Below are 24,775 nucleotides of genomic sequence, written 5' to 3' on the forward strand. Positions count from 1 at the left end.
TGGCGTTTTTAGCCTCTCTATAATTTGTTGACCTGCCCTATCTTTGCCGTATACAAACGGTAAACAACATGCAGAAAATCACCACGTTCCTGACGTTTAAGAATCAGGCTGAAGAAGCAGCCAAACTGTATACGTCGATTTTTGAGAACTCACAAATTGACCGGATCTCTTATTATGGCGAAGGTACTCCCGCGCCAGCCGGTAGTGTAATGTCGGTCTCATTCCGGCTTAATGGCCAGGAGTTTATAGCCTTAAATGGTGGTTCTTATTTTTCTTTTTCGGAGGGAATTTCGCTCTTTGTCGATTGCAAAACCCAGCAGGAGGTCGACGACTATTGGGAAAAGCTCTCCGAAGGTGGCGAAAAAGGTCCTTGTGGCTGGCTAAAAGACAAATTTGGTGTTTCGTGGCAGATCGTTCCAGCAGGACTCAACAAATTGTTGCAGGACAAAGACCCTGAAAAGGCGAAACGCGCCATGAATGCTATGATGAAAATGTCGAAGTTAGATATTGATGCGCTTGAAAGAGCGGCTGAAGGCCGGGAAACTGTAGAGTCGTAATCGATAATTCACTCCAAACAAAGCACCTTGCACCGGCTGTAGTCCTGGCGGGGTGCTTTGCTGTTAATGCTGGTACAGGAAGTAGGATACCAGGTAAGGCTGGCTTTGGAGCTAATATAATTGATCCTGTTTAAACGCTCTGGAAATACAGGAGTTGGTTCATGAAAAAATACGGGCTTCGTCTGTTCGGCATACTACTGGTTGTTGTCGTTTTATGGCACGTGTCGAGGTCCAGAACATTTCAGTTGTTCGGTACGCTCTATGCGCGTGTTAATACCGCTCAAAAAGTTGTAGCCTTAACCTTTGATGATGGCCCAACCAGCCAGACCGATAGTATTTTGGCGATTCTTCGCGATTTAGATAGTAAGGCCACATTTTTTGTGACGGGCAAAGAGCTGGCTATGCACAGCCTGGAAGGCCAGAAAATTGTTTTGGCTGGGCACCAGTTGGGCAATCATACCTACTCACATAGCCGTATGGTATTGAAAACATGGGATTATACCAGACGCGAAATTGAGAAAACAGATTCATTGATTCGGTTAGCGGGTTATCGGGGCGAAATTCTATTCAGACCGCCTAATGGTAAAAAGCTTTTTGTGTTGCCGTATTATTTGCAGCAAACAAACCGAAAAACTATTATGTGGGATGTAGAGCCAGAGTCGTACGCCAACATCGCCAACGATTCGAAAAAGATTACGCAGAATGTGCTGGAGAATACGAAGCCCGGTTCAATCATTCTCCTCCACGTTATGTACGATAGACCCGAATCAGTAAAAGCTATCAGACAGATTGTAAATGGCTTAAAACAGCAAGGCTATACATTTAAAACCGTTTCGGAACTACTGCGCTATCATTAAAAAAGTTTATAGTTGTTTTCGGCCAGTAACCAGTTCCCGATGGGCCTTGCCCCACTTGATCATTTCCAGAATAATATCGCCGAAGGTTTTACAGTAGGGTGTTACCGTATAGATAACCTGCACGGGCGAATCGTTGTAGACCGTACGGTTTACGAGCTTATTCAATTCCATTTCCTTTAGCTCTTTCGATAACATTCGGGTTGTGATGCCTGGTATACTCCGCTGGATGTCCCGAAAGCGCGTGTTGCCATTACATAACGAGTTGATAATTGGCAGTTTCCATTTACCGCCAATTACATAAATGGTATCCTGAAGTGCCTGGATTTCTTCTGCCTGATTTCTTGGCGTTGATAATATGCTGTTTGCTTTTGCGTGTGCCATAGTGGTATACTCTGGTATACTGGTAACAAAGTTATACCAAAGTGCTTATACTTTTGTGCTCTCAACCAAAAAAAGCCTCATGACGAAGTCAGTTTTTATTACAGGAACCAGCACTGGGTTAGGTAAGTTAACCGCGATTTATTTTGCCCAACAAGGCTGGAATGTTGCCGCTACCATGCGTAGTCCGGAGAAAGAAACAGAGCTGACGCAATACAGCAACATTAAAATTTTTCCAGTAGATGTTACAAATGTCGATCAGGTAAAAGCAGCCACCGAAGCAGCCATTTCCGCTTTTGGGCAACTCGATGTCGTGGTCAATAATGCCGGTATAGGCGCTTATGGGCCACTAGAGTTTGCCGATGAAACTACGATTGACTGGCAGTTTGCTGTGAACGTACGCGGTCCAATCAACGTAATACGGGCGTTTTTGCCGCATTTTAGGGCCCATAAAGGCGGAATGTTTATCAACATAAGCTCCTTTATGGGAGTTACAACAGCCGCGCCAACCGGTTCATTATACAATATGTCGAAGTTTGCGCTCGAAGGACTTATCGAAGGGCTCTATTATGAACTAAAGCCACTCAATATAGACCTGAGGTTAATAGAGCAGGGCGGTTCGGCAGGGAATAATTTTCTGGCAAACGTGATCTGGAATGAGAATCCGGAAATCCACGATTACGATGGGATCATTCGTAAAACAAAAGATCTGATGGAAAATGCAGGGCCCGACATACTTGACGATCCGCAGCAGATTGTTGAGGCTATCTATGCCGTAGCTACTCATCAGAGTACTCAATTCAGAACACTGGTGGGTACTATGGGTAAAAGTCTGATGGCCTTACGTAATTCGGTCCCTATTGAAGAATACTTGGAGCACATAGCCGCCAATTTTGCATAAGTAAACAGCCATTCTGACAACGGTAACGCCTTACCAGAGTGAGCTAAGGGTGCATCATCTAAAGGTATTACCGCAAAAACAACAGATTTCGTTTTGAGGTAATACCTTTGGATGTTTTCTGATGGCTGGTTCGTATGAAGGTAAACGAAGAAGTTATTTTATTCTTTTCGGTACTTAAATGGGTCGTTCTGGCGAGCCTGATCGGATGCGTTACGGGGCTTGCTGCCACTGCTTTCATCAGCGTTATTCACCTTGTTATTGAGCAGAGTAATGAGTATCAGTATGTTTTTTATTTTTTACCGCTCAGTTTTTTTATTGCCAATTTGCTAAGCCAGTTTGTCCTCAAACGCCATTTAGGAACCGATGCGCTTATTGCGGCCATTAACAAAAACTATGGCAGAATTGAAGGGACTTTTATTCCTACTAAAGTTATTAATGTAGTATTGATTCTGGCAACGGGCGGTTCGGCCGGTAAAGAAAGTCCGTGTGCGCAGCTAGGTGCTGGTATTGGGAGCGTATGGGCAACGCTGTTACGTGTCGACGATGTTGACCGGCGAAAAATGGTGTTGTGTGGTTTCTGTGCGGGTTTTGCCTGTGTGTTTGGGGCTCCCTTGGCGGGAGCCTTGTTTGGTATCGAGGTACTGGCGGTAGGTGTCATTCTATACGATGTATTGCTGCCAGCTTTTGTTGCTTCTATTACCGCCTATCAGATTTCATCGGCCTTTGGTATCACGTTTTTTTATTATCCGCTGGATTTTGTTCCAACCTTCGAAGAAGGTTTTTTTATTCGACTGCTCCTGAGTGGTGTGTTTTTTGGCCTATGTGCCTACGCGCTCATACAGATGATTAAGCGGACAAGTAGCTGGACAGCGGCTATCCCGATTTGGCGACCGATGAAGGGGCTGCTCGGCGGCTTTGTTCTGGTTGGACTTACGCTGCTTTTTTCGAGAGATTATCTGGGGTTAGGTCTTAATTTGATGGAAAATTGCCTGAAAGGTGCTCATGTTGTTGGGTATGCCTTCCTTCTGAAGGCTGTCTTTACGGTTATTACGCTGAGCATCAGTCGAAGCGGTAGCGTTATTACACCCGTATTGTTCATTGGGGCTACGGCTGGTAGTTTTTTTGGCGATTTGCTTGGCGTTGATCAGGCTACGTTTGCTGCGGTGGGTTTTGTGAGTGTTTTAGCAGGGGCTACCAATACGCCTATCGCCATGAGTGTAATGGCAATTGAGCTATTTGGGGCAGCCGTTGCACCTTATGCCGCCGTTTCGTGCGTGATCAGCTTCCTGATGTCGGGTCACCAGAGCTTATACACATCACAAGTATTGTCGGTTAGCAAATCGAGGGCGCTGAACACCGAGTTGGGAAAAGAAATTAAAGATATAGAAGAAATGAGCCGACGCATAGATAACCGATTGATCCGATGGTTTCGGAAACGGTTTGAGCGGCATAAAAACAACTAAGTCCGCCCTGAAAAAGGCCGTAATGCAATCGTTAGGTTTTACGTTTGTAGCATCCTTACAGTATTGGTCGTTATACCCGCCACTTCGAATCCTACCACAAAGGGTATGCCTTTGCCTAAGGTTAGCTGGCGATCGTAGAGCTGTTCTACCGTTAATGCCAATAGCTTTAAGCCAAATCAGAATTTCATCGGCAGCAGTTGGGTATTCCGGACTATCTAATTCCGTGAAATCGGTCAAATAGCTTGCTTTTAATGCCTGGGTTCGGTTGCGTTTAAACGGCAATCGGGGCTAAGAAAGCGTTTATGGCAGCAGCTATTTCGTCAGCGAATTCTTCCAGCGCAAAGTGGCCCGTATTGAACAAGTGAAGCTCCGCATTGGGCAGATCGGTTAAAAAAGCGCGAGCCGCTGCTTCCGGAAAAAATGGGTCATTTTGGCCCCAAACCAGCAACGTGGCAGGCTGATACTGGCGAAAATATTGTTGCCATACCTCAAATTGAGAGAAGTTTGAGGTATAGTTGTGCAGCAGATTCAGATGAATATCGACCAGACCGGGGCGATTCAATAATAAATGATCGAGTACATAATGATCTGGGTTGATTCGGGAAGGGTTTTCAGCACCGGTCTCGTAAACCATTTTTACACCATCCAGCGTCATCAAACCACGAATTGGCAGTTCGGTTTCGACAGTCCGATTCTGTAGGAAGGGCATTGCTGCACCAAAGCCGGGACCGATGCCTGCTTCATAAGCATTGGCATTCTGGATGATGAGCGATTCAATCAGCTCAGGCCGACGAGAGGCAATCCGGAACCCGATAGGACCGCCGTAATCATGGGCATAAAGGCTAAATCGTACTAAGCCGAGTTGGTCAATCCATTGCTCAAGAACCTTTGCCAGCGTGTCGAACGTATAATCGAATTCGTTGGCGGCCGGCGCTGCACTATGACCAAATCCTGGATAGTCGGGAGCAATCAGATGAAAATCATTTTTCAATAGATCGATAAGTTGGCCAAAGGTATGCGAGGCACCTGGAAAGCCTGTTAATAACAAAATTGCTGGCTTGTTCGGATTGCCAGCTTCGCGATGAAAAATGCGTAAACCAGCTACATTGGTAGTGTGATACCGGACACGGGTATGTGCTTGTGTTTGCATAAAAGTATAAGTGAGAAATGAATGGTAAGCGGAACAGGTAAAATGGGCAATCTACTGACCGAGGGCGTAATCCAGCGAGTATCGGTTGGCGTTGGTGAGCCATATGAGCGCTACATAACAGACCAGATATATCAGTTGTAGCGAAGCAGTTGGCCAGTCGCTTTGCAGGCATTTGCCAATAATCAGCATATTGAGCAACAGTGTACCGGCTAGCAGTGTTGGTAGTGTAAAAATTCCGGGAATTAACAGACTGCCGATCAGGGTCTCCATAATTGGCAGTATCCATCCGAACAGAGAGACTAGGATTGGTGGCAAAGGTGCACTCGAAAAATCGCTGGTTAACGTTCGGCTAAATGTGCGTAATCCCTTTCGCCACCGAACTATGCCATGCAATAGAATATTAGTCCCCAGCCCTATTCGGAATAGGCCATATGCTAGCTCAGGTTCGTTTACGCTCATAGTCAGGTAGTTGTTAGTTTGTATGTTTCTAAATTTGTACAGACCAGTCTGTATTTTTTTTGTAAAAAAAATTACAGTAAACGTTCTACGATTCGGCGAGCCGCATTAACCGGTTCTACACTATGGTAAAGTTGACTTGTGATGAGTGCGCCTTCGAATAGAAGGCTAATTTGCGCAGCCAGGTCAGGGTCCGCATCGGCCAGCAAATCGGTAATTACCTGACTCATCTTTGTTTTGTGGCCGCGAATGAGTTGCCGGGTGTTGAGTTCGGCTGGCGGCAATTCAACCAGAGCATTCTGAAAATTACAACCTCTAAAGTCGACGGATTCTAGAAAGCTTTTTAAGAGATCGAAAAGAGCCAGGACTTTCTCTTTCGGTGTATCCAGGGGTGCAATTGCCCGTTCAACCTGCCGGAACCAATCCTGGCTTACCTGAGCCAGATAGGCCTGTAAAACATCATCTTTCGTTTTAAAATGTTGATATAGACTGGCTTTGGCTACGCCTGCTTCTTCAATAAGTTGATTGATTCCTGTTTGATTATATCCCTGCTGATGAAACAGTCGAGCAGCCATATCAACAATTCGCTGGCGAACTGTTGATTGATCGGTTTTAGGACTTGCTTTAGGTTTCATGAAGCAAAGTTAAAGAAAAAGTGAATAAAACAGACAAGTCTGTATGTTTTATTTTCAATAGACCACAGAATTGTATGGAATTGCATTCTTAATACACTCGAAGTTGAATAAAGCATTCATCCTTTTCGCCGTTTGTGTAGCCATTGCCGGGTATTGATCCTACATTGTTTTCATCAACGGATAGAATTTGCGCCGTTAATATGCCAGTCGTACTCATTTGAATAGCTAAAACAACAATGGCTGAGTCCCCAGCCGGGACGGATTCTATAATTGCCGTGATAGTTTGTCCGGTAACAGTTAGCCCATTTGTGCTGGTTAGTTGCCAACCATCCGGTAATAGCGTCTGAATGACAGTGTTATTAGCCGCTAAACCTCCACGATTACTAACCACAAGGGTTATACTGGCAATGTCGTTAACCTTATATAATAGCTTGTCTGTCAGGACAGCCAGACTAAGTTCAACGCTATCGGTAGCAACGGGAGGCTGGCTGGAAAGAACAGGAGGAAGAGGAACCTGATTGGGGTTTGGCGAACTATAAACCGGCGCATTGACAGTGCCTACCCGAAGATCTACAATAGCCATATCGTCCTGTCCATCGCCAGTACCGCTACCGGGCTGGCTATCGGGGTCTGTTGATAGTGATGCTGTAATCTGAGCAGCATTCCAGAATATTCCCATTGTATTAACCTGTAGCTGATATGTAAATACCAGTGTTTGGCCTACAGCCAAACTGTCGGTTGCTATCGATACCACATTGTTGTTCTCGTTTAGGGCTGTTGAAGAACTACCGCTGAATGACAAGCCATCGGGCAATCGATTTTCGATAACTATGGCTCGGGCGGTCTGCGGACCTTCATTATATAGATTAAGGAATAAACTAACCGTATCGCCTACTGATACAACCCGCTTAGAGGCTGAGAGTCCAATTGATAGGTCAGCATACACAGGGCGTACTGTTACCACCGCTGTTCCCGATTGAATTCCTGTGCCGCAGCTATTACTAACTGACTGAATGGTGTAGGTAGTTGTTTGACTGGGTGAAACATAGACCGTAGCCGGACTGCTTGCCACTATGCCGCTTTGGCCAGACGATAAGGTATATGACCAGGGGCCATTTCCCGTAAAAGATAAGGATAAAGGTGCCGTTTGGCCAACGTCGATGCTTAAACTGCTGGGACTAACAACTGCTAAAGGCTCCTGAATAAAAGCATCAATATGGCTGTCCATCCAGTTTAGCCGATTTGTTAGCCAGGTTTTCAGGAAATCGATCTCATCGGCCAGCGTAGCTCCATTATACGACGGTTCATCGTTCCAGATCGATACGCCGATGATTGGCCATTTTTGAAAATTCCGGTCATAGGCCCCCTGATTCATTAATGTATATTGTGTATCGATAAAATCTAGCAAGGTAGATGTTTGCCATACGGTTTGGCGCAATTGTCTATAGCGGCTAACAACTTTATGAGTATAGGTACAGCAGGAAAGGAGCTTGCCCCACCAAAACGGGACCGGAAAAGCGGGGTCGCCCGGAGCCAGATAGCGCCAGCCTTCAGAAGACTGGGAATAGGAGGGAAATGGAGTTAATAAAAAACCAAAAGCCAGGTTTAAATCCCAGATGGGGCCAGCCGAAAGTTTACCTCCTTTGCTATCTCGTTCTTTGGATATATAGGCACTAAATCGGTATGCATCGGCATTGCTTGTTGTTTCTTCTAGCAAGAAATGATCAATAAATGTATCGTCAACAACATATTTTGAATAACCAGTTGTAGCCTGACAACACGTTGAGCTGGCCATTGTTGTTTCAAAGGTGTTTATATAATTCTTGATATACGTAAACTGCTGCGATACCAGGTTGTCGTCGTTAGGGTAGTGAGTTAGCCAATAATGCGGCCGGTTTCCACCGGGGCTCGAATAAGCAGATTGCCATTGATGATCGGGGTCAAAAGAGCCGCAGGTCTTGTCAATTTTAACAATATACCCACCCGTTATCGAATTGTTGCCCAAATCGGTCGGGTCCAGTTTATTAATATTTACTCGGTTAGCATCTCGCTTGACCTTTTCTTCAAAAATATAAATACCCTGATATTCATTATTAATGATTACTTCAACGGCTTTTGTCCGGGAGGCATATCGCCCTGCCTGATTCGACATGAAAAAGGCTAACTGATCGCGAAGGAACGTTTTGTCGGTATAGGAAGCAATAAGAAGCCAATCACTTTCGGCCGGAAAGCCTAAGAGCGAAGCGTTTATTGAGGTTGTAACTGCGGTTGTAGACCGGAGTTCAATTCCCAGCGATTTTTTTGGGAAGTTTTGACTGCTACAGCCATGATATTCTACTTTAGCTTTACCATCAAAACCATTGGCTGTATCTGCTGGCGTATTAACTCCGCTTATATTATTAATAATTTTCAGATCGCAGATGATTCCTGGTTCGTCGTTTATCAGTTGCCCATGCGTATCAATTAATACGATTGGTAAATTCGTAGTGCTCAGTGTCTGGGCGTTTGCAATTGTACTTAGATAGAAAGCTGACACTAAGCCAGCAAGGAGGAATCCGGTGATTAATGAGCGTTTCATGGCTGTTGCGTATAGGTGTGGTCATGTTTAGTAGCAGTTATAGTGATTCGTTGATTAAAGCTGTAGGCTTTAAAGAATAATAGCTCCGGGGGTTTCTGGGAAATGTACTAAAAGTATGAATTTATTTAATAATACAAGATATTGATTATCAGTATAATTGATGATTTTAATCAGGTTGATTTTAATTTATTATTTGGAGAAATGTTATATATTTTGATCTCGTATGTATGTGTTTTGCTAATCTATAGTAGGCTTTATTTTGTAAGAGTAAATTATTGATATATTTATATTTGACTCTGTAAAGGTTACTTTTGGGTTTTGGTCGAACTCTGTCAGGATCTTTTATTAAACGGTCATTATGGGTCTTTAATCATAGTGACCGGGCTTAGTCCAACTCGGGTTTATGAATAACGACTATCCTGATTTACTTTTAAGAATGCCGTACGGGGCATCTATATAGTATTGAAAAATAAGTAAGGCTAGTTGAAATATATCATTAGATAAGTACTACTTACTTGTCATTTTTGTGAGTATGTTTGTAGCTTACTTACAGGTAAATCCTCTTACACGACTACTTAATTACTTTAATTGCTGATGTCTGTCGGGAAATCTCCCTGGGTCTGGGTTGTTGATGATGATCAGGACGACCAATATTTATTCGAACTGGCTTTTAAACGGATTATTCCGCCTGTTCAGGTAAAATTACTTGATGACGGAGAGGAGTTATTGCCTGCCCTGGTGCAGACTACTGAGTTGCCGGATCTAATCATACTGGATTTGAATATGCCCCGGCTCAATGGACTCGAAACGCTGCAACAGATCAGACAGCAGCCCGATTACCAGAAGATTCCTATAGTGGTCTTAACGACATCGACCCGGAAAGAAGATAAAGAAAAAGCAGTTCAACTGGGAGCCAATGGCTTCTTAACTAAACCGCCTTCCTTAGATGCTATTCTGGCTCTGTTTCGTCAGTTAATTCTTGAGTGGCGGCTTTGACCGTGCTACGGGTGGCGATAAATAATTTTACCCTTACGAATTGTGTAGGCCACACTGGAGAGCGATTTTATGTCGGTGGCCGGGTCGGCAGAAAGTACTACCAAATCGGCATCCATACCGGTCGTTATCTGTCCAGTATAATTGGCTGTGCCGAAGCGTTTAGCCGGAGCTGTGGTTAATGCGGTCAGAATTTGCGGGAAAGTCATTCCGGCGGCTTCCATTAATATATACTCATCAGCAGGAGAGTAGTCGGGCATAAAGCCTGTGTCTGTGCCAAACAGAATTTGACCTCCAGCGTTGGCGTAGGAGGCAAGCTGTTGAACGGCAGTGGTGATCAGCGAATTATTTTCTGTTGGAATTTTTAGCCGTTCCAGGTCCCATTTATAAAGCTTCAGAGTTGGAATTAGTGCCATCTTTCCCATCAACATACGCCGAATTGTTTCATCGGACCACCCTTTTCGATCGTCGGGTGAGACATGCGTAAGAATATCTACTCCACCCTCAATGGCAATTAAAACACCATCGTTGTTACTTGGATGCGCAAAGACAGGCTTATTTTGTGCATGAGCAGCTACAACGGCTGCTTTTATTACATCGGGCTTCATCGGAATAATCATCCGCCCGGTGGGAGAGGCCGACCATAGTTTAATGGCATCGGCACCGGCTGCCAGTTGTTTGTTAACATAATCACTGGCCTGCCTGGGATTGTCAATTTCAGGAAGCTTGAGTGGGGCAATGTAGAATGGGCTACCGCCCTGTGGCGTAAAAGGTACGCCTGCCGTAAAAATAGTTGGTCCGTCCACTTCGCCGGTTTCGATTCGGTGGCGAAGCCTGAGTAGATTAGACAAATCCAGAGTAGCCAAATCAAAGGCGTAGGTAAATCCATACTGAGTTAGCATCGATTCCAACTGCTGATTTAATCGGGAGGCTGGAAGGCTATCGGCGCGCTGCCATTGAGGCTCCATAAAGTGTACATGGCAGTTCCAGAATCCGGCTGTCATTACCAGGCCGCTACAGTCGAGTTGTTTGATGCCTTCAGGAATCTTAACCTGCTTACGGTTGCCTACTGCGGCAATTTTGCCCTGATGAATTAACACAACACCGTCTGAAATCGGCTTAGCTGTTGGTGAGGGATAAAGTTTAGCACCTACCAGCGCTAAATCATCCGATTGAACAGACGCCTAAGTCTGGCCATGAACTGTATTTGTACAGAGTATAGTCAGCGAAAATAGAGCCAATACTACCTGTTTGATGGCTCTGATAGCAGCAACTGTCATTTAATAGCCTTAAAAGTTAAACCAAAAATAAAAGCTTAGCGAATAGGTTATTACTCTTTTGTTCACTGATTTGGCAGTAAATACGGGCTTTGCCGCTTTTGCGTAATAGTGTTAATTATGAGTAGTAAAATTTGGGGCAAGCGGGAGGAATCCTCATTTTTGCAGAATATTCATCTTTCCTGATTAAACCTCGTTGCCACTCAGTTGTCACAACCAGGATAAGTTGATTCAGGAACCAGTAGATTCGTAATTGGAGGTAACATAAAGTATGCGTCAATCGATACTTATTGGACTCGTTATTATAGGAAGCCTTACCGGACTCACGTGGTACTTTTCGGCCTTAGCCGATTTGTTCTCTGATTTTGTTGCTCTAACTTATGAGCAAAACTTTTTGGCGCTGCTTCCGAAAACAGTTACCTTATTGCTCTATACCTACTCTGGTATTCATTTTCTCCGAAAGAAAACAAACCTGCTCTAATCAGTTATGCGTTTCTTGCTGCGCGGGGTAGAACGGGCGTTCATTTAGGCAGCGTGGCAGTTCATTTTGCTAATGTGATGGTAACTGGTGTGCTGACCTATAGTTTATTGAGTAGTCCTGCTGATTTTAATAGTTCATTAGGGTTTACTGGTTTTTTTCCGATATTATTAGGAGGCTTAATCGTTATATTGACCTTACAGATGCGCACGCAGGCTGCTAACCATCAGCATAATCATGGGTAAGCCAGTCCCTGAATAAGCCGGGTTCTTTTCAGGGACTGGCTTATTCAGGAGGCCTTGGCAATCTGTTCTTCCTGTTGTTGGCGCACCTGCTGCCCGATAGGAACATAGTCGATTTCGCAGGGATAGCCGAACAGGCAGTTTTCTTTGATTCGTTGGGCTACGCGCTCCGGTACCATCTGTTCCCAGCCATCTTCGCCGGCCTGAATCATCTCCAGTACATGGTCGGTGGAGATATGCAGATTCTGTTCGTTGTAGTCGCGAATATCTTCGATCTTGTCGTTTCGGAACAGATAGTGAAACAACGGTTCCAGCGTGGGCGGAAGCTCGAATTCATTGCAGGTATATATTTTGCCGTTACGCAGGGTAGGGTAAACAAACAGCTTCACCTTCCGGCTAAACAGTGTGGCAAACGATTCGAGGATACCACCCGGTAAAAACTCGTAATGCCCTTCTTCAAAAATATATTCCAGATTCGGAATGCCAATAACCAGACCAATTTTCAGACGGGTCAGTTTGGCCAGATACGCTACCAGCTTATAGTATTCCAGATAGTTGGAAATCATTACGGTCTGGCCCATCGAGCAGAGAATATCGACACGGTCCAGAAAATCCTTTTCGTCAATTCCCTGATCGTTTGCTTTCAGGTTATGGAGCGTTAACTCCGCCATCGAAACTACCCGGTTTTCATCAACATCAGGTTCAGCCTTAAACTGCTTGAGGCCATTCTCGATCATATCCATCTGGACGTTCGTAACCGGGCGCAACCGGCCACGCATTACCAGGATATGCTTTTTGTAGAGCGCTTCGGAAGGTTGCAATACCTGGCCATCGGGACCGAACAAGGCTGCATCGGTAAAGCCATTTTTTACCAGGTGCAGACTCATCAGGCGGTTATCGACTTCCGCAAAATCCGGGCCTCTAAACCGGATCATATCAATCTGGATGCGTTCGGGGGCCAGATCGTCCATCAGCGACAAAACCAGCGTTTCGGGCGATTTGGCATAATAGTAGCAACCATAAATCAGGTTCACGCCAATAACGCCCAATGCCTGCTGCTGGAGTACATTTTCATTGTCGAGCATCCGGACATGGATTACTACATCGTTGTAGCCTCCCTGGGGGGCAAGCTGAAACCGGCAGCCAATCCAGCCATGTGCGTCGTTCGTTTTCTGATAGTTAAGCGCTACTACCGTATTCGCAAATGCAAAAAACGTGGTGTCAGGACCACGTTTTTCAGCTAATCGTTTCTCTAGCAGACTATATTCTTTGCTGAGCATCTTTACCAGCCGTGACTCAACAACGTAGCGGCCACTTTCTTCGACGCCATAGATCGAGTCGCTGAAGGTCATGTCGTAGGCCGACATAGTTTTGGCAATTGTTCCCGATGAGCCACCGGCCTTAAAAAACATAGCTGCTGTTTCCTGCCCGGCTCCAATCTCAGCGAACGAGCCGTAGATACGGCGGTCAAGATTGATTCGTAATGCTTTTTGTTTTGTGCCTATATTTTTTTCGTACATGGTGGTAGCTGCTTGCTGATGCTAAAGTTACGGATACAAAGGTACAAAAGCCATGCCCCTCCTACCCAAAAACGCCGATTATCGACCTGTGGTTCACTGTATTTTAATTATTTGCTTCACAAATAGTTAGTAAGGCAAATAAAAAAATAAGCCAACTACACTGGCTTTTGGATTGAAGCCAGAATAGTTGTCACTTAAGTAATTTGGCGGAATTTTCCAGAAACATATTGCTTCCTCCGGCTTTTTGATCGAGCGATGATGCTGCTTCGGGCAAAATGTCATCTGGGCTTACTCCCCGACGGGCCGTTGTTCGTACACCGCTAATCTGATAAATGGCTTCACCCAGGAGCGGTTCTGCCAGATCGCCCAGGGCTTTCATGCCATAGGCTGGTTCCTTCACCTCAACCGAAGGAGTAAAACCTGTTGCATAATCGCCGAAACCCTGCGCATTGGTTGAGCGGAATGTGAGCGGTTGCATTCCCCATTTTATATAGCCAGTCTGGTCTGAGATAGTAATGGAGCCAACGTTTTTTCCAACGGTTGTTGTGCCAATCGTTGTTACGGTCATGAACGGTTGAAGGCCATTAATGACGAGTTCGCTGGCCGATGCCGTGCTGCCCGTTGTTAAGATGAAAACCCGACTGAGATTACCACCAATGTTGTTGCTTTTGAGCTGGAAATACTGCGTGTTCCAACCGGCATTGTATTTCTTATTATAATCGGCAGTTACGGCGCTATTCCATTGCTGCGCGTAAAATACGTTGGAACCGTTAATATTTTTACCAATCAAACTAGCCAGGGTTGTTGAGGAACTGACATAGCCGCCCGGATTGTAGCGCAGATCGAGAACCAGCTCGTTAACACCACGCTGTTTAAACTTGCCGAAAATATTGTCGAGTTTATTGTCGTAGGTTTTGTCGCTGCTGCCTCCATTCTGATAAACACCCGGTATAAACTGATTGTAGACAATATAACCGATTGTTTTACCGCCTATTGAGTAGGTCGTATCGAGCAATACGGGATCTTCCTGAAAAACAACTGGTGTTACCTGGCGGGTTATACCACTATCGATAAGAGCGCCATTGGCTATAGTTGCCATGCCAAACGTCAGCGCATCGTTTGCCAGGAGTTCGGCGTAATTAGTACCTGTAAGAGCCTGCCCATTGACTGTTGTGAATATGTCGCCCCGCTTAAATCCGGCGGCCGCTGCGGGCGATCCGGGTAGTACATACAGCACCGATCCAATAACATTGGTTTTGGTATTGTCCTTATAATACAGTCGATACTCCATCCCCGTTGTTTTCGATTGCCCGCTGAGCGATGCCTTCAGCTCGTCGGCGCTTTGCTGAATCCAGGAAAAACGGTCGCGATTAGGGTTTGCCGTGTTGTTTCGGTCATACAGAAGCGATAGAAAAAACTTGTCGGGGGTAAGGCTAGTGTCAGGATTGGCCGGAATTTTATCGTTCCAGAGGTAGTAATACTTCATGTTGGTTAAAATCCAACTGTTCACTTCCCGGTCGGTAGCCAGTCCGTTGGGGTTGTTTGTATTGAATAGCGTTGTTGTTGGGTTGACATCCTTCCAGCAGGAAGTCAGCAGGAAACTGCTCAGAGTGGCTACAAACAGCGCCGGGCGTAGCAGAAAATGGTTAAGCATAAACAACCGTTGACGTAGAGTGTAATTGCTTTAGTATAACGGAAATATAAGCGAAAAGATTGGCAGGAAATAACTATTGTTCAATGGCGGGTAGTTGCTAACAAAAAGCATCTTCAAGGTGCTTAATGCGGATTTCGTTGCCAGTTACTGTAACGGCAACAATATCGAAGCGAATATCGTGTTGCCAGTCGTTGGCAAAAATGTAATGTTCGGCCGCTTTCATAACCAGTCGGGCTTTCGTATACGAAACAAACTCTTCGGGATTACCGTAGCTGAGGTTTGTGCGGGTTTTGACTTCTATAAAGATCAACAACTTCCCTTTTTTTGCAACGAGGTCAATTTCGGCATGTTGATGTCGATAGTTGCGGGCCATAATTTCGAATCCTTTTTCGCGTAGGTAGCGAACGGCTTCGGCTTCGCCCTGTTTGCCAGTTTCGTTGTGTTGGGCCATTGGTTAACGTGTTTTGCCAGTTACGGATCGAACGAAACTCCCCCAGCTCCTTGTTATCAGTAGAGCAGAGGGTTTCGCTGTTTTTAGTAAAGCAATGAATAGTCGGATCAATAAACAAGTAGAGGTTCGGGAATTAGGCCTGATTGATTATCAAACAGCCTGGGATGAACAGGAACGGCTATTTGCCGATATCGTCAATCGGAAGCTACAGAATCGGTCGGTAGAGGCCCATGCCCAGCAACTAACGCCCAACTATTTGTTGTTTTGCGAGCATCCGCACGTGTATACGCTTGGGACGAGTGGCCACCAGGATAACCTGCTGGTTAACGAAGAAAAACTGGCTGGCGAATTGGGGGCGTCGTTCTTTAAGATTCGGCGCGGTGGTGATATTACCTACCATGGACCAGGACAACTGGTTGGCTACCCAATTCTGGATCTGGATAATTTCTTTACCGATATACATAAATACATGCGCCTGCTGGAAGAATCGATTATTCTGACGCTGGCCGACTATGGGCTAAGTGCTGGCCGGATCGATGGGCTAACCGGGGTTTGGCTCGATTATGACGGAGGGGATAATCCGCGCAAGATTTGTGCAATGGGCGTAAAAGCGAGCCGTTGGGTAACCATGCACGGGTTTGCCCTGAACGTTACTACCAATTTGAGTTATTTTGGGCATATTGTTCCCTGCGGCATTTCCGACAAAGCCGTTACCTCGCTGGCAAGTGAGTTGGGGCACGAAGTTGCTCTGAAAGATGTAGCCAATCGGGTGCAGACGCATCTGGCTACATTATTCGATATGAAATTAGTGGAGGCAACAGCGAGACAGAGCGAGAGTTTGCCAGTCGTGTAGACTTTGCGTATATTTTGTCTCTTGTTTCGAGTGTTTGTCGGAGTTTATGTATGAAAAAAGATATTAATTTTTTGCCCGTTGAGGGCGTACAAATAGTAATTGCCCGAAAAGAAAACGAAGCTGGTGGATACGACTGGCAGGTGTTTCTGATCAACCAGAACGATGTTCCGATAAAAACCGTATTTGTTACCTCAAAAGGCTATGGGCAGAAAAATGAACAGGAACAGAAAACATCAACCCTGCGGCATTTTTTTGTAGAGGTTCAGCCCGGAGCCTATGAAGTTGTTGAGACGATCATGCCCGATGTTTTTCACCTCAACAACGAGTATTGGGTAAGCTATTTTATTGGCAATCAGATTTTCGACAAAAAGTTTATCTTCGTGCCCGACAGCATTGTCGAAGCAAACCTGGTGACGGTGCCTGCTCTGGGCCTGGAAGGAATTTTGCACGAGTAAGCGCTGTCATGCTGATCGGGATAGACGACTAAAGCCGGTGGCTTTAGCCGTAGATTAGTACCCTGGCTATTAATTTTTTGCTGTCCCGAAGAGTCTTCGCCAGCATGACAAACAATTCGTGAGTAATGCCTCAAGCTGTATCCTGGAAACGTCGATTAAAAAATTTCCTGTTTATTGATCTGAAAACAGTAGCTGGCCAACCTTCGCTACTGTCGGTTGAACCCCGCCTGCAACGGCAATGGGAAGAGAAAAGCCGCTTTTTCAAGAGTGAAGAAGAGCTTTCGGCCGCTGGCTGGTACGACCGGCGGGCGTCTTATTATGCCGAATTTGGAAAAATTATCTGTATCGGCGTGGGTGGCTTATTTTTTGATGAAGATGATAAGCCACATCTGAAAGTTAAATTGCTCAGCAACGATGACGAGGCTGCTATTCTGAATGAGTTTTTAACCATCGTTAATCGGTATCCACCCGGCGAATTGACTCTTTGCGCCCATAACGGGAAGGAGTTTGACTTCCCTTATCTGTCGCGCCGACTGATGGTCAATGGCTTACCTTTGCCGCCTGCTCTACAGATTTCGGGCAAGAAACCCTGGGAAATTCCGCATAAGGATACCCTGGAAATGTGGCAGTTTGGCGATAAACGGCATTTTGCTCCGCTCGATTTGCTGGCCGCTGTGCTGAATATATCTGCTCGCCCGCTCGAATGGACCGGCGATCGTACCAGCGAGATGTATTACCGAGAACATGACTGGCCGCGCATCGAACAATATGCCCGCGATTCGATGGTGATGCTCGTGCAGGTATATATGCGCATGGTGGGCGCCCCGCTTGTGGCCGACGAGCATATTGTTATGAGCGACTGACGGATAGAAACACAGAGAAACGAGAAACTCACTTTTTCTCCTGATGCTGTGAAATCCTGAGTCTGCTCTGTGTTTTTAAACATTTTAGCTCACTCCTGTAGTTGAGCAAGTAGTATGAGAAACGGAAAACCAAAACAAAATAAATACAACCGACCTTCGAGCGGGAAAGCCAGCGCGGCTCGCCCACGCGAGAAAGGTCTGGACAAACCAACTAAAGGACGCGCTGATGGTCAGGCCAATGTAGGACGGGCCGAATCCTTTTTAGATGAATTGAAAAACGACCTGATGGCGTTTTTTCAGATTAATGATGACCAATCATTTACGCAGGAGCAGGTTTTAGACCACTTCGACGTTTATGACCGGAAAATGAAATTGATTGTACATGGGCTGATTGGCGAACTTCTTGACGAAGGAACGCTGATTCGCCAGCCCGATGGTAGCTATCGCGCCGACGAAGATGCCAACCTTATCGAAGGTGTTGTCGATCATGTCAATTCCCGCTTTGCTTTTGTAGTGCCTGAGTCGCCCATTGGTACGAAAGCCGACCGCGACGACGATATCTGGGTCTCGACCGAAGATCTGGCTGGAGCTGTCGACGGCGACCGGGTCCGGGTAGTGCGATTTACCGATTCGCGTAACCGTGGCCGTCGAATTGAAGGCAAAGTCGCCAGCATTGTAGAGCGGGGTCGTATCGAACTGGTAGGACGTATCGAAGTATGGCCTACCTACGGATTTGTTATTCCCGATAACAAAAAGTTCTACGAGGATATTTTCATCCCGAAAGACAAACTGGGAGCCGCCAATGATGGCGATAAGGTCATTGTTCGACTAACAAAATACCCGGAGCCGCATAGCAGCAAACAACGCTTTGAAGGAGAAGTGGTTACGGTGCTGGGCGTGGCTGGCCAGAACAATACTGAGATGCACGCCATTCTGGCCGAGTTTGGCTTGCCAATCGATTTCCCGAAAGATGTAGAACAGGAGGCTGAAGCTATTTCGGCTACCATTCAGAAAAAGGATCTGGCCAAACGGCGCGATATGCGTGAGACAATAACGTTTACGATCGACCCGATTGATGCTAAAGACTTTGATGATGCCCTGTCGGTACAGATACTCGACAATGGTAATTACGAAATTGGCGTCCATATTGCCGATGTGACCCACTACGTCAAACCCGGATCGAAACTGGAAGAAGAAGCCTTTAAACGGGCTACATCGGTTTATCTGGTAGACCGCGTTGTGCCAATGCTGCCCGAAAAACTCTCGAATAATTTGTGCTCATTGCGGCCCAACGAAGACAAGCTGACGTTTTCGGCCGTTTTTGAACTAACTCCCGATGCAAAAATTGTTAACGAATGGTTTGGGCGTACGGTGATCCATTCCGACCGGCGGTTTTCCTACGAAGAAGCGCAGGATATTCTGAATACTGAAAAAGGCGATTTTCTGGCCGAACTTCAGCTTCTGAACGAACTGGCGCACAAACTACGGACCGAACGGTTCAAACACGGTGCTATCAATTTCGAAACGGTTGAGGTACGATTTCAATTGGACGAAAATGGTGTGCCTCTGTCGGTTTATCCGAAGCTTCGGCAGGATACCAATAAGCTGATTGAAGAGTTTATGCTGCTGGCTAATAAGCAGGTCGCTGAGTTTGTGCATTCGCTGTCCAGACGCAACAAAGGGGGCGAAGAAAATACAATGGTTTATCGGGTACACGAAGGCCCCGACGACCAGAAATTGCAGCAGTTTGCCGATTTTGCGGGTCGGTTGGGCTATAAGCTCAAACTGGACGACGACCATTTATCGCGCTCGATGAACCGGTTTATGGATAGCATCGAAGGCAAACCAGAAGCCAATATGTTGCAGCAACTGGCTGTTCGAACCATGTCGAAGGCGCGGTATAGTACCGAAGATCTGGGCCATTTTGGACTGGCTTTTCGGCGGTATTCGCATTTTACATCGCCCATTCGGCGCTATCCCGATATGATGGCCCATCGGTTGTTGCAGCACTACCTCGACAAAGGTAAACCCGCTGACCGCGACCCGCTGGAGGAGCAGTGCAAGCACGCGTCGGCCCGCGAAAAAATGGCTGCCGATGCCGAACGGGCCAGTATTAAGTACAAGCAGGTGGAATTTATGAGCCGCATGGAAGCCGGTCGTACCTTCGAAGGAGTTATTTCGGGGGTTACGGAGTTCGGTTTTTTTGTTGAAATCAGTGAGAACAACTGCGAAGGATTGGTACGGATGCAGGATCTGACCGACGATTACTATGATTTCGATAAAGACAATTACCGCATCATTGGCCAGCGCCATAAAAAAATGTACACCTTTGGCGATCAGGTTGAAGTACGGCTAAAGGAAACAAATCTGGCTCGTCGGAGTATGGATTTCTTGTTAGTAAGCGACAAAGCTGGTCATGCCCAGGACGCTAAAACCACAAATCGGTCGGGCCGTCGGGGAAGCGACCGGGGCACGGTCGGAAAATCCGCATCTCGTCAGCACGCTAAACGAAGAGAAGGCACCGCTGCCAAAGGCGAAAACCGGCGCGGTGGCAGGGGCCGAAGATAATACGAGACAACCCGGTTTTTGCCGGGTTTTTTTGTGGTGAATTTGGCTCATTGGCAATCTTTCAGGATTGAGTAAATAAACTGTGCTTTGTTAGGTTGTTGAAAATTTCTATGACTTGACGGTATATGCGAACGAGGGTTGATTTGAATTCCTTAACTTTGATTATGGCAAATGAGCATATACGGTCGGTTTCGGAGTTCGACAAGGAGCTAAAGCTAAAAGGCTTTAATGTTTTTCAGTTAGAGGGTGACAGTAATGCTACCCGGATCTACAGCCGGAAAGATTTTTATAAAATTTGCCTGACCACCGGCAACAGTATCATTCATTATGCCGACCGAAGTTTTGAGCATAACGATACGGTTTTATTCTTTGGTAATCCGCACGTTCCGTATTCCTGGGAAACGATTTCGACCACGTATGTGGGCTACACCTGTCTTTTTTCCGAGGATTTTCTAAAGCTATCAGATCGTTCGGAAATTTTGCAGAATTCGCCTTTATTCAGGCTTAGCGGCACGCCCATATTTACAATAAGCCCTCAGCAACGGGAATTCTTAAATACGATCTTCCAAAAAATGATTGAGGAGCAACAGACAACTTATTCCTACAAGGACGATCTGATGCGCAACTACATACACCTCATCATTCACGAAGCACTCAAATTAGAGCCTTCTCAGAATTTTGACCACCACAGGAATGCTGCTTCCCGGATTACCTCCGTTTTTCTCGAACTGTTGGAGCGGCAGTTCCCAATTGAGACCATTGACCGTCCTCTGCAATTGACTACAGCCCAGCATTATGCCAGAAGCCTGAATGTTCATGTCAACTATTTAAACCGGGCCGTCAATCAGGTGACTGGTAAATCTACCACGGCTCATATTGCCGAACGAGTCCTTAGCGAAGCCAGAGCCTTACTCCATCATACGGATTGGAACATTGCTGACATTGCCTATGCCTTAGGCTTTGAATATCCGTCTTATTTCAACAACTTCTTTAAAAAGTTTATGGGTACTAACCCCCGGCGCTTTCGTCTGATGGAGGTTTGAAATGTGTAAGTATTGGTTTGAATACTTTTACCTCGGGGCCTTTCCTCTGCCGTAACTTTGTTTTCTGAATAGTAAAACCATACAGCTTGTTATGATTGCAGCGAAAGGATATGCCGCCCAAACTAAGGATACAGATCTGGCTCCCTGGAATTTTCAACGTCGTGAAGTTGGGCCGCACGATGTTCAGTTTGATATTATGTACTGTGGTGTCTGCCATTCCGATCTACATCAGATCCGAGATGAATGGGGAGGTTCCATTTTCCCAATGGTTCCGGGCCATGAAATCGTAGGCCGAGTGGTTGCGGTAGGGAGCCACGTTACCAAATTCAACATTGGCGATTTGGCGGGTACGGGGTGTATGGTCGATTCGTGCCGGGTGTGTGAATCCTGTCAGCATGGCCTGGAGCAGTATTGTCTGAACGGCAATAGTCAGACCTATAATGGGTTGGAGCAGGATAAGAAGACGCCGACCTATGGAGGGTACTCCAATACGATTGTCGTCAACGAAGATTTCGTGCTGCACATACCAGCCAATTTAGACCTGGCGGCCACAGCGCCCCTGCTTTGCGCGGGCATTACAACTTACTCACCTTTGCGCCACTGGAAGGTAGGGGCGGGGCACAAATTAGCTGTTTTAGGGTTAGGTGGATTGGGCCATATGGGCGTTAAATTTGGGGTAGCCTTAGGCGCGGAAGTAACCGTTCTGAGCACATCGCCCCGGAAAGAAGCCGATGCTAAAAAGTTGGGTGCTCATCATTTTGTAGTGACTACAGACCCTGCCCAGATGGAAGCAGCCAAAGGGCAGTTCGATTTTATCCTGGATACGGTATCGGCCGAGCATGATTATGGGCAGTATCTTGCTTTATTGAAAGTAGATGGTACCCATATCTGTGTAGGTGCTCCACCAACGCCTTCGGCCCTTCATGCGTTTAGTCTCATTATTGGCCGGAAAAGCATTGCAGGATCTGGTATTGGCAGCATTGCCGAAACGCAGGAAATGCTGGACTTCTGTGGCGAGAACGGTATCGTTTCCGACATCGAGATGATTGATATTAAGGGCATTCATCAGGCGTATGATCGCATGGTGAATGGTGATGTAAAGTACCGGTTCGTGATCGATATGGCAACTTTATGACAGGATGCCGAAAACGTGCTCGATAAACAAGCAGGGCACTGATACGTAATTGAGGCAGCAACGATCTGATGAATAATCAACCAGATAGCGATACGATCTTCGAGCGGATGAAAGCCGGTGAGCTGCTCCGCAAGGATGATCCCGAATATGCCAGGTTCAGTGAAGTTGTCTCTCGAACAATTCGGCTCTGTGTTGAGATGAACGCTATGGCAACCGATGTCGATCAGATGCGCGAACGATTGAGCGACATCATCGGAAACCAGATTGATAAATCTACGACGATCTTCCCGCCGTTTTACACCAACTTTGGCCGGTTTATTTCGCTGGGGAAAAACGTCTTCATCAATCATGCCTGTTCGTTTCTGGATATTGGCGGAATTACAATTGAAGACGATGTGCAGATCGGGCCACGAGTTAACCTTACATCTGAAAACCATCCACTCGATCCGGCTGACCGGAAAACGGTTATTCCCCGGCCGGTTGTGATCAAACAGAATGTCTGGATTGGTGCAGGAGCTACCATTCTGCCTGGTGTTACAATTGGAGAAAACGCCATTGTAGCTGCCGGTGCAGTAGTGAGCCGGGATGTACCCCCCAATACGGTCGTTGCTGGTGTACCGGCCAAAGTGGTTAAGGCTTTATAAAGGCATTTCCAGATTAAAATATCTGGCGAAAAAGCAAGTAAGTAAAGCTACTGCCAGAGATGTATCGGCTAAAGAAAGTAGTATAGTGTCGGATACCCGGCGTCTTGACTATAGCGAAACCTGAGCTGACGAATTAACGAAATAGGGCGGTCAGGCACTCGTTATTCAGACCGGCGTAACTAATTCGGGGGTTGGCTGGCTCAGGTTAGTTGATGCGTAAAAAGGCTTGTCGGTCCACATCGACAAGCCTTTTTAGCTAACAGGCAGAATAAGAGTAACGGTTGTGCCCTGCCCCACTTCCGATTGAATTTTGATAAGCCCCATGTGATTGCGAATTATTTTTCGACAATAGGCCAGGCCAAAACCTTCACCTTCTCGAATCTTATTGTGGGGTAATTGCGAAAATAAATCGAAAATTTTCTCAAGCTGGGACTTTTCAATACCAACGCCATTATCGGCTATCTGAATCGCAATGTAGCGAGTTTCGTGACCAGACTGTAACTGATTGCTCAACTCAGGTTGAATAAAGTTCTGGCTGGAAATGGACAAAACCAGAGGAACATCTTTTTTTGAAAACTTAATGGCATTGTGGATGAGGTGATAAAAAAGCTGTTCCAATTGCTGCGGTATAGCCAATAAAGACGGCAACTTGCCAACGTTAACCATTGCGGTCCGGAGTTTAAGCTGCGAACTTAATTGAGCACATACTGAAGCAACAAGGTCATTCAGATCTGTTGCTTCAAACGAAGTAACTTCCTCATTCAGAACGGAAAAGTCGGATAGGTCCTTAATCATTAGCGAAAATTTTTCCGCTCCCGCATCAATCTTCAACGCTAACTCTTCGGCTTGGTCTGTGTTGTTTTTCCGGACGGCATCGACCAACATGCCGCTAAAGAGTCGGAGTTTTCGGAGCGGTTCCTGAAGATTGTGGTTTGAAATATGGCGATACTGCCGATTTTCATCAATTGAATGGGTAAGTTGCCGACTTAAATTTTTAACGGCATGATCGCTCTGTTGAAGTAAGTCGATTTGCTGCAAATGAAAAGAAATCAAGTCGGCAAATGCGACGAACATTCCCCTGATTCTGACATTATCGAGCTGTGCCGGTTTAGGGTCAATCGCACAGAGCGTACCAAAAAATTCACCTGTTTTTAAAACAATAGGAAAGGAGATGTAACTCTGAAATCCATACATCAAGGGCGTATGATGGTTGCAGAAAAGGGCGTTTTCCTGAACATGGTCGATAACAACGGGTAGAAGCGAATCCCGAATTTCATTACAAATAGTTGTTTCTATCTTTAGTTCTCCTCCCGGAACGAGCCCAAATTGGATATCATCGCGTACGCTGCAGGTAATCCACTGATTTTCGGTAACTCGGGCCACAGCCGCAAAACCCATGCCCGTTGTCTGACAAATCACGTCGAGCAGTGTTGGAACTATAGAAATTCGACTAACGCGTTCAATGTCGCTGGCCAATTCAGTATCGGTATAATCCATAGGTTTAGGCTGGATTATCAAAGGTACTGATTTGCAGTTTATATACTTATTAAACACCGGGATAAGTTACTGTTTACTTCGTGTTGCAGTAGCTAAGCCCGGTACGATACCGATTGCTGGTACCAGT

The 24,775-nt window shown here is 46.0% G+C and carries 23 protein-coding genes; 13 read left to right on the forward strand and 10 right to left on the reverse strand.

Going from position 1 to position 24,775, the window contains the following annotated elements; translation table 11 throughout:
• Nucleotides 1-68: 68 nt before the first annotated feature.
• Together WBJ53_RS01955 and WBJ53_RS01960 are read left to right on the forward strand one after the other, a co-directional pair.
• A complete protein-coding gene (locus WBJ53_RS01955; protein WP_338874361.1) occupies nucleotides 69-557 on the forward strand; it encodes a VOC family protein in 489 nt (162 codons plus the stop codon).
• 161 nt (nucleotides 558-718) lie between these two features.
• Nucleotides 719-1,414, forward strand: a complete 696-nt coding sequence (locus tag WBJ53_RS01960) for a polysaccharide deacetylase family protein (protein ID WP_338874362.1) — start codon at nucleotides 719-721, stop codon at nucleotides 1,412-1,414.
• A gap of 6 nt (nucleotides 1,415-1,420) precedes the next feature.
• On the opposite strand, the gene WBJ53_RS01965 is transcribed toward WBJ53_RS01960, so the two are convergent.
• On the reverse strand, nucleotides 1,421-1,795 hold the full coding sequence (locus tag WBJ53_RS01965) for a helix-turn-helix domain-containing protein (RefSeq protein WP_338874363.1): 375 nt from the start codon (nucleotides 1,793-1,795) through the stop codon (nucleotides 1,421-1,423).
• Nucleotides 1,796-1,874: 79 nt separating this feature from the next.
• Here WBJ53_RS01965 and WBJ53_RS01970 point away from each other — a divergent pair, with 79 nt between their 5' ends.
• Both WBJ53_RS01970 and WBJ53_RS01975 read left to right on the forward strand, forming a co-directional pair.
• A complete protein-coding gene (locus WBJ53_RS01970) occupies nucleotides 1,875-2,693 on the forward strand; it encodes an SDR family oxidoreductase (RefSeq protein WP_338874364.1) in 819 nt (272 codons plus the stop codon).
• Nucleotides 2,694-2,827: 134 nt separating this feature from the next.
• A complete protein-coding gene (locus WBJ53_RS01975) occupies nucleotides 2,828-4,156 on the forward strand; it encodes a chloride channel protein (RefSeq protein WP_338874365.1) in 1,329 nt (442 codons plus the stop codon).
• Between the two features lie 271 nt (nucleotides 4,157-4,427).
• On the opposite strand, the gene WBJ53_RS01980 is transcribed toward WBJ53_RS01975, so the two are convergent.
• The 4 genes from WBJ53_RS01980 to WBJ53_RS01995 all read right to left on the reverse strand — a co-directional run bounded on the left by WBJ53_RS01980 (nucleotide 4,428) and on the right by WBJ53_RS01995 (nucleotide 8,975).
• Nucleotides 4,428-5,306, reverse strand: coding sequence for an alpha/beta hydrolase (locus WBJ53_RS01980; protein WP_338874366.1), 879 nt, complete (start codon nucleotides 5,304-5,306; stop codon nucleotides 4,428-4,430).
• A gap of 51 nt (nucleotides 5,307-5,357) precedes the next feature.
• Nucleotides 5,358-5,765: a DoxX family protein gene (locus WBJ53_RS01985; protein WP_338874367.1), complete on the reverse strand. Its 408-nt coding sequence runs from the start codon at nucleotides 5,763-5,765 to the stop codon at nucleotides 5,358-5,360.
• Between the two features lie 71 nt (nucleotides 5,766-5,836).
• Nucleotides 5,837-6,397, reverse strand: coding sequence for a TetR/AcrR family transcriptional regulator (locus WBJ53_RS01990; protein ID WP_338874368.1), 561 nt, complete (start codon nucleotides 6,395-6,397; stop codon nucleotides 5,837-5,839).
• Nucleotides 6,398-6,485: 88 nt separating this feature from the next.
• Nucleotides 6,486-8,975, reverse strand: a complete 2,490-nt coding sequence (locus WBJ53_RS01995) for a CotH kinase family protein (protein WP_338874369.1) — start codon at nucleotides 8,973-8,975, stop codon at nucleotides 6,486-6,488.
• Nucleotides 8,976-9,569: 594 nt separating this feature from the next.
• On the opposite strand from WBJ53_RS01995, the gene WBJ53_RS02000 reads away from it, so the two are divergent.
• A complete protein-coding gene (locus tag WBJ53_RS02000; RefSeq protein WP_338874370.1) occupies nucleotides 9,570-9,971 on the forward strand; it encodes a response regulator in 402 nt (133 codons plus the stop codon).
• Between the two features lie 5 nt (nucleotides 9,972-9,976).
• Here WBJ53_RS02000 and WBJ53_RS02005 read toward each other — a convergent pair whose 3' ends face one another.
• Nucleotides 9,977-11,068 carry an amidohydrolase family protein gene (locus WBJ53_RS02005; protein WP_338874371.1) on the reverse strand — a complete coding sequence of 364 codons (1,092 nt, stop codon included), beginning with the start codon at nucleotides 11,066-11,068 and terminating at the stop codon, nucleotides 9,977-9,979.
• 448 nt (nucleotides 11,069-11,516) lie between these two features.
• Between WBJ53_RS02005 and WBJ53_RS02010 the strand changes: the two genes are divergently transcribed.
• Nucleotides 11,517-11,726 carry a hypothetical protein gene (locus WBJ53_RS02010; RefSeq protein WP_338874372.1) on the forward strand — a complete coding sequence of 70 codons (210 nt, stop codon included), beginning with the start codon at nucleotides 11,517-11,519 and terminating at the stop codon, nucleotides 11,724-11,726.
• Nucleotides 11,727-12,012: 286 nt separating this feature from the next.
• On the opposite strand, the gene WBJ53_RS02015 is transcribed toward WBJ53_RS02010, so the two are convergent.
• The 3 genes from WBJ53_RS02015 to WBJ53_RS02025 all read right to left on the reverse strand — a co-directional run bounded on the left by WBJ53_RS02015 (nucleotide 12,013) and on the right by WBJ53_RS02025 (nucleotide 15,590).
• The gene (locus WBJ53_RS02015; RefSeq protein WP_338874373.1) at nucleotides 12,013-13,485 is read right to left on the reverse strand and encodes a TonB-dependent receptor; all 1,473 of its coding nucleotides are present in this window, start codon (nucleotides 13,483-13,485) and stop codon (nucleotides 12,013-12,015) included.
• A gap of 190 nt (nucleotides 13,486-13,675) precedes the next feature.
• Nucleotides 13,676-15,139 carry a S41 family peptidase gene (locus WBJ53_RS02020; protein WP_338874374.1) on the reverse strand — a complete coding sequence of 488 codons (1,464 nt, stop codon included), beginning with the start codon at nucleotides 15,137-15,139 and terminating at the stop codon, nucleotides 13,676-13,678.
• Nucleotides 15,140-15,236: 97 nt separating this feature from the next.
• Nucleotides 15,237-15,590 (reverse strand): YraN family protein, encoded by a 354-nt coding sequence (locus WBJ53_RS02025; RefSeq protein WP_338874375.1) that lies wholly within the window; start codon nucleotides 15,588-15,590, stop codon nucleotides 15,237-15,239.
• Between the two features lie 94 nt (nucleotides 15,591-15,684).
• Here WBJ53_RS02025 and lipB point away from each other — a divergent pair, with 94 nt between their 5' ends.
• The 7 genes from lipB to WBJ53_RS02060 all read left to right on the forward strand — a co-directional run bounded on the left by lipB (nucleotide 15,685) and on the right by WBJ53_RS02060 (nucleotide 23,151).
• Nucleotides 15,685-16,443, forward strand: coding sequence for a lipoyl(octanoyl) transferase LipB (gene lipB, locus WBJ53_RS02030; RefSeq protein WP_338874376.1), 759 nt, complete (start codon nucleotides 15,685-15,687; stop codon nucleotides 16,441-16,443).
• A gap of 50 nt (nucleotides 16,444-16,493) precedes the next feature.
• Entirely contained in the window at nucleotides 16,494-16,898 is a 405-nt protein-coding gene (locus WBJ53_RS02035; protein WP_338874377.1) for a hypothetical protein, read from the forward strand.
• 125 nt (nucleotides 16,899-17,023) lie between these two features.
• Nucleotides 17,024-17,761 carry a ribonuclease H-like domain-containing protein gene (locus tag WBJ53_RS02040; protein WP_338874378.1) on the forward strand — a complete coding sequence of 246 codons (738 nt, stop codon included), beginning with the start codon at nucleotides 17,024-17,026 and terminating at the stop codon, nucleotides 17,759-17,761.
• A gap of 114 nt (nucleotides 17,762-17,875) precedes the next feature.
• A complete protein-coding gene (gene rnr, locus WBJ53_RS02045) occupies nucleotides 17,876-20,329 on the forward strand; it encodes a ribonuclease R (protein WP_338874379.1) in 2,454 nt (817 codons plus the stop codon).
• 164 nt (nucleotides 20,330-20,493) lie between these two features.
• Nucleotides 20,494-21,372 carry a helix-turn-helix domain-containing protein gene (locus WBJ53_RS02050; protein WP_338874380.1) on the forward strand — a complete coding sequence of 293 codons (879 nt, stop codon included), beginning with the start codon at nucleotides 20,494-20,496 and terminating at the stop codon, nucleotides 21,370-21,372.
• A 91-nt stretch (nucleotides 21,373-21,463) separates the two neighbouring features.
• Nucleotides 21,464-22,507, forward strand: coding sequence for an NAD(P)-dependent alcohol dehydrogenase (locus tag WBJ53_RS02055; RefSeq protein WP_338874381.1), 1,044 nt, complete (start codon nucleotides 21,464-21,466; stop codon nucleotides 22,505-22,507).
• A 68-nt stretch (nucleotides 22,508-22,575) separates the two neighbouring features.
• Entirely contained in the window at nucleotides 22,576-23,151 is a 576-nt protein-coding gene (locus WBJ53_RS02060) for a sugar O-acetyltransferase (protein ID WP_338874382.1), read from the forward strand.
• A gap of 252 nt (nucleotides 23,152-23,403) precedes the next feature.
• On the opposite strand, the gene WBJ53_RS02065 is transcribed toward WBJ53_RS02060, so the two are convergent.
• A complete protein-coding gene (locus WBJ53_RS02065) occupies nucleotides 23,404-24,648 on the reverse strand; it encodes an ATP-binding protein (RefSeq protein ID WP_338874383.1) in 1,245 nt (414 codons plus the stop codon).
• Between the last annotated feature and the right edge of the window lie 127 nt (nucleotides 24,649-24,775).

The sequence above is a fragment of the Spirosoma sp. SC4-14 genome, from assembly GCF_037201965.1.
GTDB lineage: Bacteria > Bacteroidota > Bacteroidia > Cytophagales > Spirosomataceae > Spirosoma.

Coding starts and splice junctions, on each gene's coding strand:
- WBJ53_RS01980 (WP_338874366.1), bottom strand. CDS start 5,306: ATGCAAACACAAGCACATACCCGTGTCCGGTATCACACTACCAATGTA.
- WBJ53_RS01965 (WP_338874363.1), bottom strand. CDS start 1,795: ATGGCACACGCAAAAGCAAACAGCATATTATCAACGCCAAGAAATCAG.
- WBJ53_RS01955 (WP_338874361.1), top strand. CDS start 69: ATGCAGAAAATCACCACGTTCCTGACGTTTAAGAATCAGGCTGAAGAA.
- WBJ53_RS02050 (WP_338874380.1), top strand. CDS start 20,494: ATGGCAAATGAGCATATACGGTCGGTTTCGGAGTTCGACAAGGAGCTA.
- WBJ53_RS01960 (WP_338874362.1), top strand. CDS start 719: ATGAAAAAATACGGGCTTCGTCTGTTCGGCATACTACTGGTTGTTGTC.
- WBJ53_RS02055 (WP_338874381.1), top strand. CDS start 21,464: ATGATTGCAGCGAAAGGATATGCCGCCCAAACTAAGGATACAGATCTG.
- WBJ53_RS02060 (WP_338874382.1), top strand. CDS start 22,576: ATGAATAATCAACCAGATAGCGATACGATCTTCGAGCGGATGAAAGCC.
- WBJ53_RS01985 (WP_338874367.1), bottom strand. CDS start 5,765: ATGAGCGTAAACGAACCTGAGCTAGCATATGGCCTATTCCGAATAGGG.
- WBJ53_RS02025 (WP_338874375.1), bottom strand. CDS start 15,590: ATGGCCCAACACAACGAAACTGGCAAACAGGGCGAAGCCGAAGCCGTT.
- WBJ53_RS02020 (WP_338874374.1), bottom strand. CDS start 15,139: ATGCTTAACCATTTTCTGCTACGCCCGGCGCTGTTTGTAGCCACTCTG.
- WBJ53_RS02015 (WP_338874373.1), bottom strand. CDS start 13,485: ATGTACGAAAAAAATATAGGCACAAAACAAAAAGCATTACGAATCAAT.
- WBJ53_RS01990 (WP_338874368.1), bottom strand. CDS start 6,397: ATGAAACCTAAAGCAAGTCCTAAAACCGATCAATCAACAGTTCGCCAG.
- WBJ53_RS02040 (WP_338874378.1), top strand. CDS start 17,024: ATGCCTCAAGCTGTATCCTGGAAACGTCGATTAAAAAATTTCCTGTTT.
- WBJ53_RS01995 (WP_338874369.1), bottom strand. CDS start 8,975: ATGAAACGCTCATTAATCACCGGATTCCTCCTTGCTGGCTTAGTGTCA.
- lipB (WP_338874376.1), top strand. CDS start 15,685: ATGAATAGTCGGATCAATAAACAAGTAGAGGTTCGGGAATTAGGCCTG.
- WBJ53_RS02035 (WP_338874377.1), top strand. CDS start 16,494: ATGAAAAAAGATATTAATTTTTTGCCCGTTGAGGGCGTACAAATAGTA.
- WBJ53_RS02010 (WP_338874372.1), top strand. CDS start 11,517: ATGCGTCAATCGATACTTATTGGACTCGTTATTATAGGAAGCCTTACC.
- WBJ53_RS01970 (WP_338874364.1), top strand. CDS start 1,875: ATGACGAAGTCAGTTTTTATTACAGGAACCAGCACTGGGTTAGGTAAG.
- WBJ53_RS01975 (WP_338874365.1), top strand. CDS start 2,828: ATGAAGGTAAACGAAGAAGTTATTTTATTCTTTTCGGTACTTAAATGG.
- WBJ53_RS02000 (WP_338874370.1), top strand. CDS start 9,570: ATGTCTGTCGGGAAATCTCCCTGGGTCTGGGTTGTTGATGATGATCAG.
- WBJ53_RS02065 (WP_338874383.1), bottom strand. CDS start 24,648: ATGGATTATACCGATACTGAATTGGCCAGCGACATTGAACGCGTTAGT.
- rnr (WP_338874379.1), top strand. CDS start 17,876: ATGAGAAACGGAAAACCAAAACAAAATAAATACAACCGACCTTCGAGC.